The sequence below is a fragment of the Kribbella antiqua genome (genome assembly GCF_004345665.1).
GTDB lineage: Bacteria > Actinomycetota > Actinomycetes > Propionibacteriales > Kribbellaceae > Kribbella > Kribbella antiqua.
The window spans coordinates 25,680-43,764 of record NZ_SLWR01000009.1; the positions used below are offsets into that span (position 1 = coordinate 25,680).

General features: G+C 68.3%; 15 protein-coding genes and 1 tRNA gene. 6 read left to right on the plus strand and 10 right to left on the minus strand.

The genetic code is table 11. From position 1 onward, the window contains the following. Nucleotides 1-86 precede the first annotated feature (86 nt). Complete coding sequence (locus tag EV646_RS24565; RefSeq protein ID WP_241996297.1) at nucleotides 87-938, minus strand: S1 family peptidase; 852 nt, start codon at nucleotides 936-938, stop codon at nucleotides 87-89. 138 nt (nucleotides 939-1,076) lie between these two features. Further along, on the minus strand, nucleotides 1,077-1,661 hold the full coding sequence (locus tag EV646_RS24570; protein WP_132152482.1) for a hypothetical protein: 585 nt from the start codon (nucleotides 1,659-1,661) through the stop codon (nucleotides 1,077-1,079). A 150-nt stretch (nucleotides 1,662-1,811) separates the two neighbouring features. Between EV646_RS24570 and EV646_RS24575 the strand changes: the two genes are divergently transcribed. Next, complete coding sequence (locus tag EV646_RS24575) at nucleotides 1,812-2,798, plus strand: outer membrane protein assembly factor BamB family protein (RefSeq protein WP_132152484.1); 987 nt, start codon at nucleotides 1,812-1,814, stop codon at nucleotides 2,796-2,798. On the opposite strand, the gene EV646_RS24580 is transcribed toward EV646_RS24575, so the two are convergent. The 4 genes from EV646_RS24580 to EV646_RS24595 all read right to left on the minus strand — a co-directional run bounded on the left by EV646_RS24580 (nucleotide 2,776) and on the right by EV646_RS24595 (nucleotide 5,314). Beyond that, a complete protein-coding gene (locus EV646_RS24580; RefSeq protein ID WP_132152485.1) occupies nucleotides 2,776-3,408 on the minus strand; it encodes an AAA family ATPase in 633 nt (210 codons plus the stop codon). The genes EV646_RS24575 and EV646_RS24580 overlap by 23 nt on opposite strands. Nucleotides 3,409-3,523: 115 nt before the next feature. Further along, entirely contained in the window at nucleotides 3,524-4,750 is a 1,227-nt protein-coding gene (locus EV646_RS24585; protein ID WP_132152487.1) for an RNA polymerase sigma factor, read from the minus strand. Beyond that, nucleotides 4,747-5,070: a YciI family protein gene (locus EV646_RS24590; RefSeq protein WP_132153091.1), complete on the minus strand. Its 324-nt coding sequence runs from the start codon at nucleotides 5,068-5,070 to the stop codon at nucleotides 4,747-4,749. The genes EV646_RS24585 and EV646_RS24590 overlap by 4 nt, the downstream gene beginning before the upstream one ends. A 167-nt stretch (nucleotides 5,071-5,237) precedes the next feature. After that, nucleotides 5,238-5,314, minus strand: a tRNA-Arg gene (locus EV646_RS24595). Between the two features lie 159 nt (nucleotides 5,315-5,473). Here EV646_RS24595 and EV646_RS24600 point away from each other — a divergent pair. The 3 genes from EV646_RS24600 (at nucleotide 5,474) to EV646_RS24610 (ending at nucleotide 12,423) form a co-directional block, all read left to right on the plus strand. Then, entirely contained in the window at nucleotides 5,474-6,940 is a 1,467-nt protein-coding gene (locus EV646_RS24600; RefSeq protein WP_132152489.1) for a PrsW family intramembrane metalloprotease, read from the plus strand. Between the two features lie 90 nt (nucleotides 6,941-7,030). Then, nucleotides 7,031-10,747 carry an AAA family ATPase gene (locus EV646_RS40220; RefSeq protein WP_241996298.1) on the plus strand — a complete coding sequence of 1,239 codons (3,717 nt, stop codon included), beginning with the start codon at nucleotides 7,031-7,033 and terminating at the stop codon, nucleotides 10,745-10,747. Then, nucleotides 10,744-12,423: a YfjP family GTPase gene (locus tag EV646_RS24610; RefSeq protein WP_241996299.1), complete on the plus strand. Its 1,680-nt coding sequence runs from the start codon at nucleotides 10,744-10,746 to the stop codon at nucleotides 12,421-12,423. The genes EV646_RS40220 and EV646_RS24610 overlap by 4 nt, the downstream gene beginning before the upstream one ends. Before the next feature lie 8 nt (nucleotides 12,424-12,431). On the opposite strand, the gene EV646_RS24615 is transcribed toward EV646_RS24610, so the two are convergent. After that, a complete protein-coding gene (locus EV646_RS24615; RefSeq protein WP_158291009.1) occupies nucleotides 12,432-12,932 on the minus strand; it encodes a single-stranded DNA-binding protein in 501 nt (166 codons plus the stop codon). 139 nt (nucleotides 12,933-13,071) lie between these two features. On the opposite strand from EV646_RS24615, the gene ettA reads away from it, so the two are divergent. Further along, entirely contained in the window at nucleotides 13,072-14,754 is a 1,683-nt protein-coding gene (gene ettA / locus EV646_RS24620; RefSeq protein WP_132152493.1) for an energy-dependent translational throttle protein EttA, read from the plus strand. A 49-nt stretch (nucleotides 14,755-14,803) separates the two neighbouring features. On the opposite strand, the gene EV646_RS24625 is transcribed toward ettA, so the two are convergent. Further along, nucleotides 14,804-15,667, minus strand: a complete 864-nt coding sequence (locus tag EV646_RS24625) for an aminoglycoside phosphotransferase family protein (RefSeq protein WP_132152495.1) — start codon at nucleotides 15,665-15,667, stop codon at nucleotides 14,804-14,806. A 44-nt stretch (nucleotides 15,668-15,711) separates the two neighbouring features. Next, a complete protein-coding gene (locus EV646_RS24630; protein ID WP_199237166.1) occupies nucleotides 15,712-16,140 on the minus strand; it encodes a MarR family winged helix-turn-helix transcriptional regulator in 429 nt (142 codons plus the stop codon). 94 nt (nucleotides 16,141-16,234) lie between these two features. On the opposite strand from EV646_RS24630, the gene EV646_RS24635 reads away from it, so the two are divergent. After that, entirely contained in the window at nucleotides 16,235-17,617 is a 1,383-nt protein-coding gene (locus tag EV646_RS24635; RefSeq protein ID WP_132152497.1) for an FAD-dependent oxidoreductase, read from the plus strand. Here EV646_RS24635 and EV646_RS24640 read toward each other — a convergent pair whose 3' ends face one another. Next, a complete protein-coding gene (locus EV646_RS24640; protein WP_132153099.1) occupies nucleotides 17,618-18,076 on the minus strand; it encodes a MarR family winged helix-turn-helix transcriptional regulator in 459 nt (152 codons plus the stop codon). Between the last annotated feature and the right edge of the window lie 9 nt (nucleotides 18,077-18,085).

An 18,085-nucleotide genomic window follows, 5' to 3' on the forward strand; every position in this document is an offset into this window, starting at 1 on the left:
AGTCCGAGCCAATCACGCGCCACCGACAGTTTTCGTACGGCGCATGGCGGGCCGGCCGCTCGACCTGCGGCCGGCCCTTCGACGGATTAGTAGATGGTGACGCCGTAGACGCTCGCGGCCTCGTTGACGGGCTGGAAGAACGTCGTACCGCCGGTGCTGCAGTTGCCGCTGCCGCCTGAGGTGAGGCCGAGGGCCCTGGTGCCGTCGTACAGCGGACCGCCGGAGTCACCGGGTTCGGCGCAGACGTTCGTCTGGATCAGACCGCTGACACGTCCGCCGCCGGAGCCGGAGTACCGGACGGTGACGTTGAGCGCGGTCACCGTGCCGCTGTGGACGCCCGTGGTCGAACCCTTGCGGGTGACCCGCTCACCGACGTACGCGTTGGCCACTGAGAAGCCGCCCGGGTGGCTGAGAGATGTGTTGCTGTACTGGACGAGTGCGTAGTCGTTGCCGGGGAAGCTGTAGCCGGCCGTCGGGCCGATCAGCGTGGAATGGTTCGCATTGGTGTACCAGGTGCTGGCCACCTTGCCGCAGTGGCCGGCGGTGAGGAAGTAGTAGACACCGCCCTTCACCACGTTGAAGCCGAGCGAGCAGCGGTACTGCCCGCCGTAGATGGCGTCGCCGGCTGACACCAGTGGCTTGAAGACACCGTTGGTGCGGTTGACCTGGACCTTGTCTCCCTTGAGTGCCGAGAGTTGGCTGGCGGAGACAGTGCTGTCGGCGGTGACGACGACCTTGCCGGACGCGGCGTCGGTGTACCAGGCGATGCCCTTCACCCCGGACCGCTCCACCGCCGAACTCGCCGCTGCGAGCTGAGCGGCGGGCGACGGCTGCTTGGCCTCCGCGGCCGGTACGGCGTACAGGGAAGCGGCCACCATCCCGGCGGCGACGGTCAGCTGGACGAGCCGGCGCCGGACAGACGTACGTTCGATCCTCACTGTGTTCCTCCCGATGGAGTGAACGGGACCTTTTGGGCGGGGTCCCTCGAAGCGTCCGCCGGTGTGGCACGGAGCTACCGGCCGACACTTCGGAGTATTTGCCCTGTTCACTCCACGGGCAACCGCTCGGGCGTCGGGTCAACTGGTGATCAGGCGGAAGTCCTCGCAGAAGTCATGACCCTCGGTGTCGCTCCGGCCGGTGCTGGTCTTCACGACCGTCTCGGACAGGATTTCGTCGTCGTCCGGGTCGGTGGGCGTGCCACCGTGGTCGATCAGCAGCTCGACCCGGAAGGTCCCAGAGTCGATGAACAGCAGCTCACCGTCCGGCCCGTAGTTCTTGACGACGCCGTTGGTCGTCGTGAGCACCGTCAGCGTCCCGTCACCGTTGTCGGTCACTTTGAGGTCCTTGTTGACGATCCTGAGGAAGTTGGTGAACGACTTGCCGGTGGCAAGGTTCGTGAACTCCGTCGTGCCCCGCAGCGACTCCAGGAAATAGACGAGACCGTCCGGTCCCTGGGTCTTGACCAGCAGGTGGATGCGGACGTCGATGTCGATCCGCACCCTGAGATCGCCGCAGAACTTTCCGTCGACGAAGCTGCGGACGTCCTCGACGTGTTGGTGCTCGATCAGCGCGGCCGCGGCCGGCCCGCCTGTGCAGACCAGGCTCGCTACCACCAGCCCGGCCGTCGACACGATTGCACACAGCAGTTTCCTGGCGTTCATGACGCCCCCTCCGGGTGTCCGATACCGCGAACTCCCGTCCCGCGCCCCAGCCGGTCCGCGGTTCACCCCTGCCGTCAGCCTCACACCGCCGTACGACGAAGTCCAGACCGTCACCTTCACGTTCGCGCTCCGCAGCCACACACTGTGGATATGTCACGGGGATGGGGCTGGATGGTGGCTGTAGCGCTGGTTCTCGGTGGTTGCTCAGCCACCGAGAGTTCCTCGCCGAGCGCGCCGGTCACGACGTCTGCAGCTCCGGAGACCAAGGCGACGTACATCGAGCGCCGTCAGGCCGTCATCCCGGTGACGAACGGCGACGGCTTGGTGGCTGCAGCCGGCGCTGTCTGGGTCAAGACCGACGACGGCCGCGTCGTACGCATCGACCCCGCGACCAACCGGGTGACCGGCGAGATCAAGATCGACACCACGTCGGACGAGAACCAGTACTGCCAGGGCATCGGCGCCGATAGCTCCGGGTTGTGGGCATGTGCCACCGCGGACGACGGCACAGGTGTCGCGCAGATCGATCCGAACACGCGGCGGATCGTGCGCCGAGTTGCCGTGGGCAAGGTCTTCGACCAGCTCACGCTTCCGCTCGCCAATCGTGGCCTGTGGGTTCTGACCAGCAACGGGACGCAGGCCAGCGTCGTCGAGTCTGGGACAGCCAAGGTCACCGGCTACCCGCTCGGAGCGCGGTGCCTGCAGTTGGCCGCGAAGGATGATTTCGTAGTGGCCACCTCGTCGACGGAGGGCAAAGTGATCGCGCTCGATGCCACCAGCGGCGCTGTCACCGCGCAGGCGTCGCTGCCGGCTCCGCGCATCGCCGTACTGGCGTCAACAGGCGTCTGGGTCGACACCGACGACGGCCTGACCCACCTGACGGGTGAGCTCGCCGTACGCACGGTCTACCGCAACCTCCGCGCCGGCGCCGGCGGTGATCTCGTCGCGGCCGGCGACACGATCTTCGTACGCGCACCCGATGGCACGATCACGAAGATCGAGCCCAACACCGGACGAGTCGTCGAGCAAATCACGCCGGATGAACCGCTGACCGCCGGCAGCTTGCTCGTCGCCTTCGGGAGCCTGTGGACGACCTCGAGCGACGAGGGGACCGTTACGCGGCTGCGGCTGGCTTGAACGTGATCCGTTGCAGGCGGTCCGCTTGGCCGCGGGTCAGCACGACCGCGGACGCAGCGCCGGGCACGATCCGGCCCGGGTCGACTGCCGCCTCAGCGAGCAGCCGGGGCCAGCGGCGGCAGTGCGTGTCCATGCTGTGGCTGCGCACCACCCGGCCGCGGACCTGCTGGCCGACACGCGCTACGTCACCCGGTACGTCGAGCAGGACCAGGTGCACCGCCAGACCGGAGCGCCGGGCCTGCCAACCGATCAACTGCCTTACCCACGGGCGGGTGGCGCAGTCATGCACCAGCAACGGTCCGCCACGGCGCATAGCCCGCAGTACGCGCGCGTAGTAAGTCAGATGCACCAGCGGCCGCCACCACGAGTACGGCAGCCTGGCGAGCCTTGGCGCCCACCGGTCCCGGATATGCCCCGAGTCGAACACCTGTACGCCGTACTCGCCCTGCTCGGCCTGAGGGAACAGCCGGCGGATCAGTGTGCTCTTGCCGGCCCCGGGGATCCCAGCCAGCACAACCACCGACCCCGCTGGGTACCGCAGCTCTCTGGTCTCGAACTTCTCCAGGCCAAACCAGCGCGCTGGCGCCTCGGCGATGCTCAAACCTGCCATCGTCGTCCTCTCATCGGCGTACCGAACTTTCCTCGGTCAACACCCATGAGACGGACAGCGTTCCGAAACCGCCCACAAAGAACGCTAAGAAGTCCGTAGGAACTCCCTGAGAGAACTACCCCAGCTGGTCGCGGCGGCGGGTCAGGTGGGCGGTCTCGGCGGTGTTGCCCGCCAACTCAATGGCCTTGTCGTACGCCGTACGCGCGTCCTGGCTGCGGCCCAGCCGGCGCAGCAGCTCGGCGCGGGTCGCGTGGAAGGCGTGGTAGGCGGCCAGCTTGTCCTCGAGCCGGTCGACGGCGGCCAGGGCCACTTCCGGGCCGTCGAGCTCGGCGACCGCGATGGCGCGGTTGAGCGCGACGATCGGCGAGGGGTCGACGCGGATGAGCTGGTCGTAGAGGGCGACGACCTGCGACCAGTCGGTGTCGCGTACGTCGCGGGCGGAGGTGTGTACGGCGTTGATCGCCGCGAGGATCTGGTAGCGGCCCGGAGCCACTCCGGCGGCCAGGCGCTCGCGCACGAGCTGATGACCCTCGGCGACCAACGCGGCGTCCCAGGCTCCACGGTCCTGCTGGTCGAGCGGGACCAGCTCACCGCTGGCCGACACCCGGGCGGTACGGCGGGCCTCGGTGAGAAGCATCAGCGCCAGCAGCCCAGCCACCTCACCGTCGTCCGGCAAGAGTACGCGGATCAGGCGGGTGAGCCGGATCGCCTCGGCGGTCAACTCGTGACGGACGGGGTCGGTGTCGGGGCCGGTCGCCAGGTAGCCCTCGTTGAAGACGAGGAAGAGGACCGCGAGTACGCCGGAGACGCGTGCCGGGAGGTCCTCCGCCGACGGCACCCGGTAGGGGATGCGGGCCGCCTTGATCTTCGCCTTCGCGCGGGTGATCCGCTGGCCCATGGCGGTCTCCTGCACCAGGAAGGCACGGGCGATCTCGGGCACGGTCAGGCCGCCGACCATGCGCAGCGTCAGCGCCACGCGGGTCTCGATCGCGAGCGCCGGGTGGCAGCAGGTGAAGATCAGCCGGAGCCGCTCGTCGTCGATGACACCGAGAGGCTCGGGCGGGTCGTCGTCGTACACCATCTGAGCCTCCTTGTGCTTGTCGTCGCGCTTGTTCTCGCGCCGGATCCGGTCGATGGCCTTGTGGTTGGCGGTGGTGGTCAGCCAGGCGCCGGGATTCGGCGGTACGCCGTCGGCCGGCCAGCGCGCGACGGCGGTCGCGAACGCCTCGGCCGCGGCCTCCTCGGCGATGTCGAGGTCGCCGAACCGCCTGGTCAGAGCGGCGACCACCCGCGCCCACTCCGCGTGGTGAGCCTGGGTGATCGCCTCCTCGACGTCGCTCACTGGAATGGCCGCACCTCGATCTTCCGGTCGCAGACCTTCGACGCCTCGGTGGCGAGCTTGAGCGCCACATCCAGATCGGGGACCTCCCACACCCAGACGCCGGCGAGATACTCCTTCGACTCCACGAACGGCCCGTCGCTGAACACCGCCTGCTCGCCCCGGTTGTCGATGACCGTGGCCGCGGTGGTGTCGGCGAGTCCGCCCGCGAAAACCCAGTAGCCCTCGGCAATCAGTCGGTCGTTGAACGCGCTGATGGCAGGCTGCCTGTCCGTGCTGCCGGGATTGTCCTTGTCGTCGATCACGGAAACCAGATACTGCATCTCGGTCATCTCCTGTGCTCCGGAGCCGCCCCACCCGGGCAGCCACTCACCCCTGCTACGAACACCTAACCCCCGATCCGACACCACCACCCGGATTTCTTCCAAGACCCCCCGCCGCACCCCAAAAGAAACAGGTGAACCCAGACACCCGGATTCACCTGATCAACTGGCGCGCCCGGCAGGATTCGAACCTGCGACCAACGGATTAGAAGTCCGACGCTCTATCCAGCTGAGCTACGGGCGCGTGGCAGGGAAGAGTCTCTCAGATCCGGGGGTGGTCGCGCTCGTGGGTTACCGGTGAGCCGCGATCCGGGGCGGTCGAAGTACAGGGTTGTCGTTCCATCCAGGTAACGCTGTGTGGGCGGTCCTGCGGGTGGGTGCGCTCTCCAACTAGGCTGCGGGCATGAGTTACCCCTCACCAGGCCCAGCCGGCGCGCCGCAACCCGCGGCGGGGTCGGCGTACTCGCCCGGCGGACCGTACCCGCAGCCGAACCTGCTCGGCAGCCATCCGGTCCCGGGCCAGCGGCGCAACCAGGGCATCCTGATCGGCATCGTCATCGCGATCGTGTTCGCGATCGCGGGCCTGGTGATCTTCGGCATCGTGGCCAAGTCGACCGGCGCGGGCGGCTTCACCTGGGGACTGATCTTCGCGTTCGTCCCGATCGTCCCGGTGATCGCGCTGTATCTCTGGCTGGACCGCTACGAGCCGGAGCCGACCAAGTACATTCTGTTCGCGCTCTGCTGGGGGGCCTTCATCGCGACCCTGGTCGCGATCTTCATCAACACCGAGGTCTCGAACCTGCTGGAGGAGACCGGCAGCGGCGGCAACCGCTCGGCCGTGTTCGTCGCGCCGCCGGTGGAGGAGTTCGCCAAGGGCTCCGTGATCCTGCTGCTGGCGCTGATCCGGCGCAAGGAGTTCGACGGCATCATCGACGGCCTGGTGTACGCCGGCATGGTCGGCGTCGGCTTCGCCTTCACCGAGAACATCCTCTACTACGGGCGCATCTTCAGTCAGCTCTCCGAGGAGGCGGGCAGCAACGCCGGCTTCCGCGGGCTGCTCTTCCTCTTCGTCCTGCGTGGTGTGCTGTCGCCGTTCGCGCATCCCTTGTTCACGTCGTTCACCGCGATCGGGATCGGCATCGCCGTACGACATCGCAGTACGGCGGTCCGGTTCCTGGCGCCGATCGTCGGGTACCTGTGCGCGGTGCTGGCACACGCGTTGTGGAACGGTGTCGCGAGCTGGGCGAGCGGCGGCGGGTTCTTCGTGGCGTACCTCTTCCTGATGGTGCCGATCTTCACCGGCCTGGTCGTCTTCGCGCTGATCATGCGATCCCGGGAAGGGAAGATGATCGCGTCCCGGCTGTACGACTACGTCCGGTTCGGCTGGCTGCTCGCCCAGGACGTGCCGCTGATCGCGACCCTGCGCGGCCGCAAGGCGCTGCGGCAGAACGCGCGACGGTACGGCGCCGAGGCGGAAGCCGCGGCCAAGGCGTTCCAGCAGAACGCGACCGACCTCGCCTACCTGCGAGACAAGATCGTCCGCCAGGTGATCGGCCCGGAGGCGCTGGAGACGGAGAAGCGGCTCCTCGACGAGTTGCGGGCCCGTCGGCCGAGCGTGCCGTTCCCGCCGATGCCGGCGTTCGCCCAGGCCGCTCCCCAGGTGGCCGGTGGGTCGTACCCGGGCGCCCCGGCGCCGCCGTACGCGAATGGATCTCCTGGTGTGCCGCCGCAGGGTGGTTATCCACCGGCACAGCCGGGGTATCCCCCGGGGCAACCCGGTTACCCAGCGGGCCAGGCTGGTTACCCGCCGGGACCCCCTGGAGGGCAAGGACCGCCGGGAGGATACGGTCCGTATCCACCATCGCAGTGAATGCCACCCGTCCACGCCGCCAAACGGGGATGATGATGACTTTGCTTCTGCGCTGTCCGACCGGGCACTCTGTGCTCGTGGGCGGACACCGTGGCTGACATCAGGTCAGCAGCCGGTGACGGTTCGGAGCGCTCGGGAGAGCCGCGGGTTCCGAACCGGGATCAGCCTGCCCACGAACTGGCCAAGCTGATCGCCCAGTCGGACAAGTCCGATGCCAAGGGCAAAGGCTTCTGGCGCCGCCGCCGACGCAAGTCCGCCTCCACAGATAGCCCCAGTACGACGCCCGCCGCCGAACCCCAGCCGACGCAGCCCAGCCCAGCCGGCCCCGAGCCCACGGAGCCAAGGGCCGACGAGGCAGACGTGACGGCTGCGCAGGCGGAGGCCGCCGAGAGCACAAGCTCGCCGACCGACGGGAAGGCCGCGGATGCCGACGCAGAGGTCGGGGATGCTCCTGCGCAGCGCGCAGGTGCCGCCGACCAGGCGGCGGCTGACGACGGGGAAACTGGAGGCGACGGAGAGCCTGCAGGTGCCGACGCAAAGCCCACGGACGCCGCGGAGGCCGGGGGTTCGGACGCGCAGGCCGCAGGTGCCGCTCCCGAGGCAAGCGGCGGAGAAGCTGCGGGTGCCGATTCGCAGGTTGCGGGTGCCGATGAACCGGCTGATGGCGGTGCGACGGCTGCCGAGGGTGCGGGGACGGAAGCCGGCGCGAGTGCGGATGCTGCTGAGGGAACTGAGAAGCCTGCGGAGCGCTCTCGGCCCACGGTGGGTGTCGTGTACGAGCCGGACGAGTCGCCGGACGGGTTCCCACTGGAATTCGGCAACATCATCGTCGGACTCCCGAAACAGACCTCCGGCGAGGGAACTCCCGAGCGTCCAAAGGCAAACGAAAGCGCGGCAGAGGTCGCGGACGCCGATGCAGACGCCGATCAGTCAGACCCCGAGCAGGCGTTTGCTGAGCAGGCCGATGTCGAGCAACCACTCGCCGAACAAGCAGACGTTGAGCAGGCAGGCTCCGATGCAGGCGAGACTGACCCGGCCGACGGCGATGCAGGTGAGACTCACGCGGCCGACGACGCAGCGCAAGCCTCCGACTCGGCTGACGAGCCTGCGGCGGAGCAGTCCGACGTCCCGGCCGACTCTGGCGAGACGAGTGCTGCGGCGGATCCTGACGAGGCTGATGGCGCGGGCACCGGGGACGCCGAGGCCGATGGGGCAGCTACCGGGAATGCCGAGGCCGATGGGGCAGGTGGTGGGGATGCCGAGGCCGCTGACGGCGACGAGGCTGAGGGTGACGCGGGGCGAGCCGAGGTAGTTGAGGGTGCGTCTGCGCAGGCTGATGCTGCTGAGGGTGAGGCGGGTCAGGAGACTGCCGAGTCTGAGCCGTCAGCTGATGGTGAAGGTGTGCTGGCCGAGGCTGCTACTGGTGACTCGGAGGACGCAGGCGGCGGCGAAGGTGCATCAGCTGAGGTCCCGGCTGCGGAGACCGAAGAGTCCGGTGACGGCGTACCCGCGGAGGTTGAGCGGGGTGACGGTTCGGCTGCGAAGGCTGAAGGATCCGGCGGGTCGGGTGACGGCGACGGCGGTGCTGCTGCAGATGCTGAGCTTGAGTCGGAGGCATCGGACGGTGGAGAGGTAGCCGAGACCGAGGGTGCCGAGTCGGTTGAAGCTGCTGGGGACGAGTCGGGGGCGGCTGAGGCCGCGGCAGTAGCGTCCGGGGCGGTGGCTGACTCGGGGGTAGGCGAGGCTGTCGAGTCAGCTGAGACCGGTGGGGATGATTCGGGTGCGGTTGGTGCGGCGGAGGCGTCGGCTGATGCTGAAGGTGCGCCGGCTGTAGCTGCGGATGCGAAGTCGAAGCAACCCGCTGAGGGAGACAGCGCATCAGCTGAGGGTGCGGATGCTGAGGTGGAGCAACCCGCTGAGGGTGACAGCGAATCAGCTGAGGCTGTGGACGCTGAGTCGGAGCAACCTGCTGAAGGTGACGGCGCATCAGACGGGGCCGCGGAGCAACCCGCTGATGGTGAGGGTGTGGCGGCTGAGGCTGAGGGGGTTGGAGAGCCTGAGGAGCTGACTGCGGAGGAGTTGGCTGCGCGGGTGGCGGCTGAGCAGGCGGCTATGGCTTTGATTACGGCGCTGATGCGGCTGCGGGGGGCGTTGGCGGCTAGTCAGTTGCCGATTGATGTGGTGGGGGCCGACGAGGCTCGGCAGCAGCAGAAGGGGATGCTGGATCAGCTGGACGACTACATCCTGCCGCGGCTGGTTCAGCTGGAAGCGCCGGTACTTGCGGTTGTGGGTGGATCGACCGGGGCCGGAAAGTCGACGCTCGTCAACACGATCATCGGAAAGGTTGTCAGCGAGCCAGGTGTACTCCGGCCGACGACACGTTCGCCCGTCCTGATCCATCACCCGGCCGACGCCGATTGGTTCGTCGGTGACCGGGTGCTGCCCGGGATGGCCAGGACCAGCAGTGAGAGCCCGGGCGGCATGGAGGATCCGGGGCAGCTGCGGTTGGTTGCCTCTGACACCGTTCCGCGGGGACTCGCGATCCTGGACGCGCCCGACATCGACTCGGTCGTCGAGGCGAACCGGGATCTCGCCACCCAGTTGCTCGCCGCGGCCGATCTCTGGCTGTTCGTCACCACCGCCGCGCGGTACTCCGACGCCGTCCCGTGGGACTTCCTGCAGAGCGCTTCGGATCGCAGTACCGCGGTCGCAGTCGTGCTGGACCGGGCGCCGGGGGAGACCATCGACGACATCACCGGTCACCTCGCGCAGATGCTGCTGGAGCGTGGGCTCGGCGACTCGCCGCTGTTCTCCATCCAGGAGACGGTTGTCGACGGCAACGGCATGCTGCCGGCCGAGACCGTTGCCTCGATCAAGGACTGGCTGATCGACCTGGCCGCGGATGCGGAAGCCCGGTCGGCCGTTGTCCGCCGCACCCTGCAGGGCGCGGTGACCGCGATGGTCAAGAAGACGCCGCCGTTCGCGGCAGCGGTCCGGGCCCAGGCCGACACCGTGATCGAGCTGCGGTCGACGGCCGAGGCCGCGTACGACCAAGCGGTCAAGGATGTTGCGAAGGCGAGCCAGGATGGGACGCTGCTGCGCGGCGAGGTGCTGGCTCGTTGGCAGGAGTTCGTCGGCACCGGTGAGCTCCTGAAGGGGTTGCAGTCCAACGCCGGCCGCCTGCGCGACAAGGTGAAGAGCTCGCTCGCCAGCAAACCCGCGCAGACGCGAGACGTCAACGACGCGATCGAGTCGGGCCTGGAATCGCTGCTGCGGGAACACGCCGCGGCCGCCGCCGAACGGGCCGAGAAGGCCTGGCAGGCAAGCGCCGCCGGACGCCAGTTGCTCGCCGCCGGCGATGCCGGGCTCGGTGCGATGTCCGAGGAGTTCCCGGCCGCCGCGGGCCGGGTGGTCCGCGAGTGGCAGGCGTTCGTGCTCGACCTGATCCGCAAGGAGGGCGCGGACAAGCGTTCGACCGCACGCCTCCTGGAGTACGGCGTGAACGGGCTCGGCCTCTCGCTGATGGTGGTGATCTTCGCCAGCGAGGCCGGGATCCCGAAGGGGGCCGAGGCCAGCGCCGGTGCCGGCAGCGCAGTCGTCGGGCAGAAGCTGCTCGCTGCGGTCTTCGGCGACAAGGCCGTGAAGGCCCTGGTCGAGAAGGCGCGGGAAGACCTTGACGGTAAGGTTCATGCCCTGATGGATGCCGAATTCGCCCGCTATCTGGCAGTCCTCGACCAGCATCCGGTCGACCCCGAGGCTGCCAGGCAACTGACGGAGGCCGCGCGCGCGGTGGAGGACTGCACGTGACGGAGACGCTGGATACGGTCGAGACCCCCGTCCGGGGCGAGACCGATGTCCTGAAGAAGATCGACGCCCTCGAGGCAGCCGCGGCGGCCGGCCAAGGCCGGCTGGACCCCGTGGTGACCACCGAGGCCGCGCAGATCGTGGAACGGTCCGGGCAGCGCCTCCGGATGTCCGGTGAGCTGACGGTGGTCGCGCTCGCCGGTGCGACGGGCTCGGGCAAGTCCTCGTTGTTCAACGCGTTGACAGGGCTCGACCTGGCCGCGATCGGAACGCGCCGGCCGACCAGCTCGATGCCGCTCGCGTGTGTTTGGGGCGAGGAGCCGGCCGGCGAACTGCTCAACTGGCTCGGCATCCCACGCCGGCATCAGGTGCAGCACCGCAGCTCCCTGGAGGACGCGCAGGCGGAGGATCTGGACGGGCTGGTCCTGCTGGACATCCCCGACCATGACTCGACCGAGGTGGAGCATCGCCTGATCGTCGATCGGCTGGTGGAGCTGGTCGACATGCTCATCTGGGTGGTGGATCCGCAGAAGTACGCCGATGCCGCGCTGCACAACCGGTACATCAAGCCGTACGCCTCGCACTCCGGCGTGATGGCGTTCGCGCTGAACCACATCGACAAGCTCACGCCGGAACAGCGGACGAGCTGCCTCAACGACCTGGACCGGCTGCTCAAGTCGGACGGTCTCAAGGCGCCGACCGTGGTCGCGACATCGGCCGTCACCGGTGACGGGCTCGACGAGGTCCGAGCGCTGCTGGTCAAGCGAGTCAGCAACAAGCGCTCCGCCCGCGAACGCCTCTCCGCAGACGTCGACCGCGTTGCCGACCGGATGGCGAGCCAGTGTGGCAACGCCAAGACGCCCCAGATCGCCGAGGCCGACATCACCGAGCTCGTCGACGCACTGTCCGACGCGAGCGGTCTTCCGGTCGTGGTCGACGCCGTACGACGCTCTTACCTGCAGCGCGCCCGGGCCGCGACGGGATGGCCGGTCACCAAGTGGATCGGGCGATTCCGGCCGGACCCGCTGCGTCGCCTGCAGCTGGACGAGGTGTCGAAGCAACAGGGCAAGGCGCTGCGCAAGTCGGCCTCCAACGAGGTCGCGATCGCGCGCTCTTCGTTGCCTGCGGCAACACCAGTGCAGCGGGCCCGGATGGACACCGCCGTCCGCACCATCACGAACAAGGCCGCGGAAGGCTTGTCCCGGCCGTGGGCGGACTCGGTGCGCTCGGCGATCCGCCGCCGGGAGGAGTCGCTCGGCGACGAGCTCGACCAGGCGGTCGCGCGGACCGACCTCGGGGCGAGCAACAACCCCGGCTGGTGGGGCGCCGCACGGTTCCTCCAGTGGCTGCTGTTCCTGATCGCGCTCGGCGGTGCCGGCTGGCTCGTGACGACGCTGGTCCTCAGCTACACGCAGCCGGAGGAGCCGACGCTGCCGAAGTGGAACGGCATCCCCTACGCCTGGATCATGCTGGTCGGTGGCGCGGTGCTGGGACTCGCCGTTTCGGTCGTTTGCCGTCTCTTCGCCACCAGCGGGGCCGCCCGTCGTGCCCGTCTCGTCGCGAAGGCTCTCCGCACCGAACTCGAGCAGGTCGCCGACAGCCACGTCGTCGCCCCCGCCCGCGAAGAGCTCGACGCCTACTCGCGCTGCCGCGACAACATCGCCACCGCGCGCGGCTGACGCCGGAGTCATGCCGCCTCCGCTTCGCGGGTGGTGGGGGTCAGCGGGATCGGCGTCGCGGCGTACTCGTCGGCGGGATAAGGCGAAGCGGTGGCCTCGGCCGGGGCGGCGTTGGTGGAGCCGTCAACGGAGGTGGAGTCCCGTCGCGGCGGGTTCTTGGTGAAGGAGGTCGTCCCCCGGTTGAGGTCGTGGCCGATCGAGAAGGCTTCCAGGATCACGCGGCTGTGCTGCTCGCCGGCCTCGTCGGTCCATTCGTGCGTTCGCAACCGCCCGTGGACGACGATCGGCTGGCCGATCTGCAGCGAGTCGAATGCGTTCTGTGCCAGGCTCCGCCAGCATTCGACCTGATACCAGGTGGTGGGCAGATCGGAGTACGTTCCCTGGGTGTAGCGGCGTGGTGTCGACGCGAGCCGGAACGACGCACGGCCGTCGCGTCCGTTGATCTCCTTGAACTGGACGTCGCTCCCGAGTCGTCCGAGCACAGTCACGTAGGTCTCGCCGTAGCTCATGAGGTCCACCTTTCGTTCGGTCGTGGATGCGCTGTCAGCAGAGAAGATGCACGGCTCGCACGCCGACCGGCCCGGCGAGTTCCTGACCTGTGGACAACCGAGTTGGGCCGGACTACCCCCGACACATAGGCTCTGGGGTATGGCGGAATTCATCTACACGCTTCGCAACGTCCGGAAGGCGCACGGCGACAAGGTCGTTCTCGACAACGTCACGCTGAACTTCCTGACCGGCGCGAAGATCGGCGTGGTCGGGCCGAACGGCACCGGTAAGTCCTCGCTGTTCAAGATCATGGCGGGGCTCGATCAGCCCTCCAACGGTGAGGCGCGGCTGGCCGACGACGCGACGGTGGGGATCCTGCTGCAGGAGCCGCCGTTGACCGAGGGCAAGACGGTGCTCGAGAACGTCGAGGAAGGCGTCGGCGACACCAAGCAGAAGCTCGACCGCTTCAACGAGATCTCCGCCGAGCTGGCCGACCCGGACGCGGACTACGACTCGCTGCTCGCCGAGATGGGCGACCTGCAGACAGAGCTGGACCACCGCAACGCCTGGGACGTCGACGCCCAGCTGGAGCAGGCGATGGACGCGCTGCGTTGCCCGCCGGCCGACGTACTGGTGGACAACCTGTCCGGTGGAGAGCGCCGCCGGGTCGCGCTGTGCAAGCTGCTGCTGCAGCAGCCCGACCTGCTGCTGCTCGACGAGCCCACCAACCACCTGGACGCGGAGTCCGTGCTGTGGCTGGAGCAGCACCTGCAGAAGTACCCGGGCGCCGTCCTGGCGATCACCCACGACCGCTACTTCCTGGACAACGTCGCCGAGTGGATCCTCGAGCTCGACCGCGGCAAGACGTACGGCTACGAGGGCAACTACTCGAAGTACCTGGAGACCAAGCAGCAGCGGCTCGTGGTCGAGGGGCAGAAGGACGCGAAGCGGCAGAAGATCCTGGAGCGCGAGCTCGAGTGGGTCCGGTCGAACGCGAAGGCCCGGCAGACCAAGAGCAAGTCCCGGCTGGCCCGGTACGAGGAGCTCGCGGCCGAGGCCGAGCGGTCCAAGAAGCTGGACATCGACGAGATCAACATCCCGGCCGGTCCGCGGCTGGGCAGCACCGTGCTGGAGGTCTCCAAGCTGGAGAAGGGCTTCGGCGACCGCAAGCTGATCGACGGCCTGAGCTTCAGCCTCCCGCGCGCCGGCATCGTCGGCATCGTCGGCCCGAACGGCGTCGGCAAGTCGACCCTGTTCCGGATGATCGTCGGCGAGGAGCATCCGGACGCGGGCAGCCTCAAGCTGGGCGAGACGGTGAAGATCTCGTACGTCGACCAGTCGCGCGGCGGCCTGGACCCGAAGAAGACGGTCTGGCAGCAGGTGTCCGACGAGCTCGACTTCATCAAGGTCGCGAACTTCGAGATGCCGAGCCGGGCGTACGTCGCCTCGTTCGGCTTCAAGGGCCCGGACCAGCAGAAGCCGACCGGCGTCCTGTCCGGCGGTGAGCGGAACCGGCTGAACCTGGCGCTGACCCTGAAGATGGGCGGCAACCTGCTGCTGCTCGACGAGCCGACCAACGACCTGGACGTGGAGACCCTGCAGTCGCTGGAGGACGCGCTGCTGGAGTTCCCCGGCTGTGCTGTGGTCGTCTCCCACGACCGGTGGTTCCTTGACCGGGTGGCGACGCACATCCTCGCCTGGGAGGGCACCGACCAGGACCCAGCGAAGTGGTTCTGGTTCGAGGGCAACTTCGCGTCGTACGAGGCGAACAAGGTCGAGCGCCTCGGCCCGGAGGCGGCCCGCCCGCACCGGGTGACCTACCGCAAGCTGACACGCGACTGAGACTCAGCGCACAAGAGCTCCACCTCCGCACAGTCTGCGGGGGTGGAGTTCAGCGTAGGTGATCGGCCAGGACCTGCTCGACGACCGGCAGGTCCGTGGTGATGAGGGCCTTCCAAAGTGCCCAGCCGCGGGCACGAGCCCAGGTCCCGTCGTCCTGCCCGACAGCCTCCCGGAAAGCCTCGCGGGACTCCCCGGAGAAGAACGTGTAGGCGATGACGAGGTCGCACGCCGGATCGCCGACGCCTGAGGTGCCGAAGTCGATGACGGCGGACAGCCGGCCGTCCTGAACCAGCAGGTTGCCGCTGGCGATGTCCCCGTGGAACCACACCGGCGGCCGGTCCCACGACGTACTCAGAGCCGCATCCCACACCTCACGGGCCAAGTCGGCGTCGATCCGGTCCTTCAGTACGACGAGGGCCTCCATCGTCTCGTCGTGGTAGAACTCCGGCGGCGCACCCCGGTGGAAGCTGTGCGCACCGGCCGCAGGCCCGTCAGAAGCGTCGCAACTCTGCAGCGCCAGGATGAACTCGGCGATCGAGTGGGCAAAACCGGAAAGATCCGAGACCGAGTCGTGCGACGCGGTCTCGCCAGGAATCCAGCGACGCACAGCCCAGTGGTACGGGTATCCCTGGCCCGGCTCGCCCTTCGCGACAGCCTCGGGAATGGGCACGGGCAACGACGGCGCCAGGATCGGCAGCCACTCATGTTCCTTGTGCACGGCGGCCGTGTAGCTCTCGTGCGTCGGCAGTCGCGCGGTGAGGTCCGTGCCGAGCCGGTACGTGCGGTTGTCCCAGCCGTCGACCTTGACCGGGGTCACCGGCAGGCCGGACCACTCCGGGAACTGTTCCGCGAGTAGCCGGCGTACGAGGTCGGCCGAGATACCGGCTCTGCCATCGGCATGGAAGTCCGTCACGGGCCGCGATTCTTCCGTGACATCCCAACCGCCGCAAAGCGTTTTCAGCCGAGGGAGTCCGCGAGAAAGTCGGAGATGACCCGCAGTTCCTCGACGCTGCGAGTCGCCAGTACGGCGTGCATCCGGGCGCCCTGCTCGGCGTACAGCGGAACCAGCTTCTCCTGGATGGCCTCGGCCGACGGCGTGACCACGACCTTGCGGCGGTCGTGCGGATCGGGCTGGCGGGTGACCAGGCCAGTGGCCTCCAGCCGATCGATGACGCCGGTGACCGTGCCGGAGGTAAGGCCCGTGTGCTCGGCGAGCTGGCGCGGGGTCAGCGGGCCGTACGTCTGCAGCAAGGTCATGAACTGGGAATCGCTCGCGCCCAGCCCGACCTTCGCAGAGACCGCGTGATTGAACAGGACGACCTCCGCGATCATCCGGATCATCCGCTGCTGGATCTCGGCGGTGAGCTCTGCACGGGAACTGGTCATGGTCCGCCTCAGCATAGGGCTTGTATTTCTCTCGGACATCCAAGATACTCAGATTGCCAAGATACTTGAAGTTCCGAGACAAATGGAGTGGACGATGAAGGTGCTGGTGATCGGTGGCGGTACCGGTGGGCTCGCGCTGGCGCACGGTTTGAAGCGGGCCGGCATCGGCGTGACCGTGTTCGAGCGGGACGCGCTGCGCACGGACGGCCTGCACGGCTATCGGGTCGGGATCGACCCGGACGGCAGCCGGGCGCTGCACTCGCTGCTGCCGAAGGAGCTGTACGACACGTTCGTGGCCACCAAGGCGCGGGACCCGAAGTACTTCAACATGCTGACCGAGGACCTCAAGGAGGTCCTCTCGATCGACCTGCCGGAGTCGACCGATCCGGTGGAGAGCGAGAAGTCGATCAGCCGGATGACCCTGCGCCAAGTCCTGCTGACCGGTCTCGAGGACGTGGTCGAGTTCGGCAAGGAGTTCACCCGCTTCGAGCAGCACGGCGACCAGGTCACGGCGTACTTCGCGGACGGTACGCACGCGACCGGCGACCTGCTGGTGGCGGCCGATGGGGCTCATTCTCGCGTGCGACGCCAGTACCTGCCGCAGGCGACGACGGAGGAAACCGGGATCATCGCGCTCGCGGGAAAGCTGCCGATCACCGCGGAGAGCGCGAAACTCGTGCCGCCGAAGGTGTTCGAGGGGATCTCGATGGTCAACGCGCCGCGTGGGCTGTTCTGCATCCTGCATGTGATGGAGTTCCAGTGGGACCGCGACGGCAACCTCAAGCATGGGATCGGCGGCAATACCGAGGAGCTGATCCGGGGCTGGCCGGGCCTGCAGTTCGACAACACCCGGGACTACATCAACTGGGGACTTTCGGCGACTGCGGACAAGCTGCCGGCCAATGTGATGGACCTGCGCGGCCGTGAGCTGATCGACGCAGCTCTCGACCTCACGCAGGACTGGCACCCGAACCTGCGCCGGCTGTTCGAGCTGACCGACCCGGGCACCTGCTTCCCGGTGAACATCTGGACCTCGGTCCCGCTAGAGCCCTGGGAGACGACGAACGTGACCCTGCTCGGTGACGCGATTCACACCATGACGCCAGGTCGCGGTGTCGGCGCGAACACCGCGCTCCGCGACGCCGTGAACCTCTGCCGTCAGCTGATCGAAGTGCGCGACGGCCGGCAGCAGCTGATCCCGGCCGTCCGTGAGTACGAGGCGAAGATGATCGAGTACGGCTTCGACGCCGTACTCAAGTCGCGGGCGCAGATGACGGCTGACGATCCGATCCACAAGCCGGTGGTCGGGCGGCTGGCGCTGGCAGGCATGCGTACGGCGATGCGCGCGGTCAACCACCTGCCGCCGGCCAAGCGCAGGATGCGTGACTCGATGCTCGCCTATCGCGGCGCCGACCGCGACGACACGGCGCTGGAGATCACCCCAGCGCCGATCACGACAGCGCCGATCAGCAACTAGTCAGCGCTGGCCGATGTGCTCCGAGACGGTGTCGAAGACGCGGCCGACGGCGGCGAAGTCCTCGGGGGCGGCCAGGTCGACCAGGTTCTCCCGGACGCCTTCGACATGGGTCGGCGCGGCGGACTCGAGCAGGGCGAAGCCCGCCTCGGTCAGCTCGGCCCAGACGCCGCGCTTGTCGCTGATGCACGACGTTCGGCGGACCAGTTCGGCGGCTTCCAGGCGGCCCACGGTGTGGGTCAGCCGGGAGCGGCTCTGGTGCAGCCGGTCGGCGAGGTCGGCCATCCGGAGGCGCCGGTCGGGCGCTTCGGAGAGGCGGACCAGGATCTCGTAGTCGTTCAGGCCGATACCGAATTGACGCAGGTCATCGTCCAGCTTGGCCATCAGGCGCGCGGTCCCCAGCAGGTACGCGCGCCAAGCCACCTGCTGCTCGGCGTCGAGCCACCGGGTCTCAGTAGTCATCGTCACGCA

Coding starts and splice junctions, on each gene's coding strand:
- EV646_RS24570 (WP_132152482.1), bottom strand. CDS start 1,661: ATGAACGCCAGGAAACTGCTGTGTGCAATCGTGTCGACGGCCGGGCTG.
- EV646_RS24575 (WP_132152484.1), top strand. CDS start 1,812: ATGTCACGGGGATGGGGCTGGATGGTGGCTGTAGCGCTGGTTCTCGGT.
- EV646_RS24580 (WP_132152485.1), bottom strand. CDS start 3,408: ATGGCAGGTTTGAGCATCGCCGAGGCGCCAGCGCGCTGGTTTGGCCTG.
- EV646_RS24590 (WP_132153091.1), bottom strand. CDS start 5,070: ATGCAGTATCTGGTTTCCGTGATCGACGACAAGGACAATCCCGGCAGC.
- EV646_RS24600 (WP_132152489.1), top strand. CDS start 5,474: ATGAGTTACCCCTCACCAGGCCCAGCCGGCGCGCCGCAACCCGCGGCG.
- EV646_RS24615 (WP_158291009.1), bottom strand. CDS start 12,932: ATGAGCTACGGCGAGACCTACGTGACTGTGCTCGGACGACTCGGGAGC.
- ettA (WP_132152493.1), top strand. CDS start 13,072: ATGGCGGAATTCATCTACACGCTTCGCAACGTCCGGAAGGCGCACGGC.
- EV646_RS24630 (WP_199237166.1), bottom strand. CDS start 16,140: ATGACCAGTTCCCGTGCAGAGCTCACCGCCGAGATCCAGCAGCGGATG.
- EV646_RS24635 (WP_132152497.1), top strand. CDS start 16,235: ATGAAGGTGCTGGTGATCGGTGGCGGTACCGGTGGGCTCGCGCTGGCG.
- EV646_RS24640 (WP_132153099.1), bottom strand. CDS start 18,076: ATGACTACTGAGACCCGGTGGCTCGACGCCGAGCAGCAGGTGGCTTGG.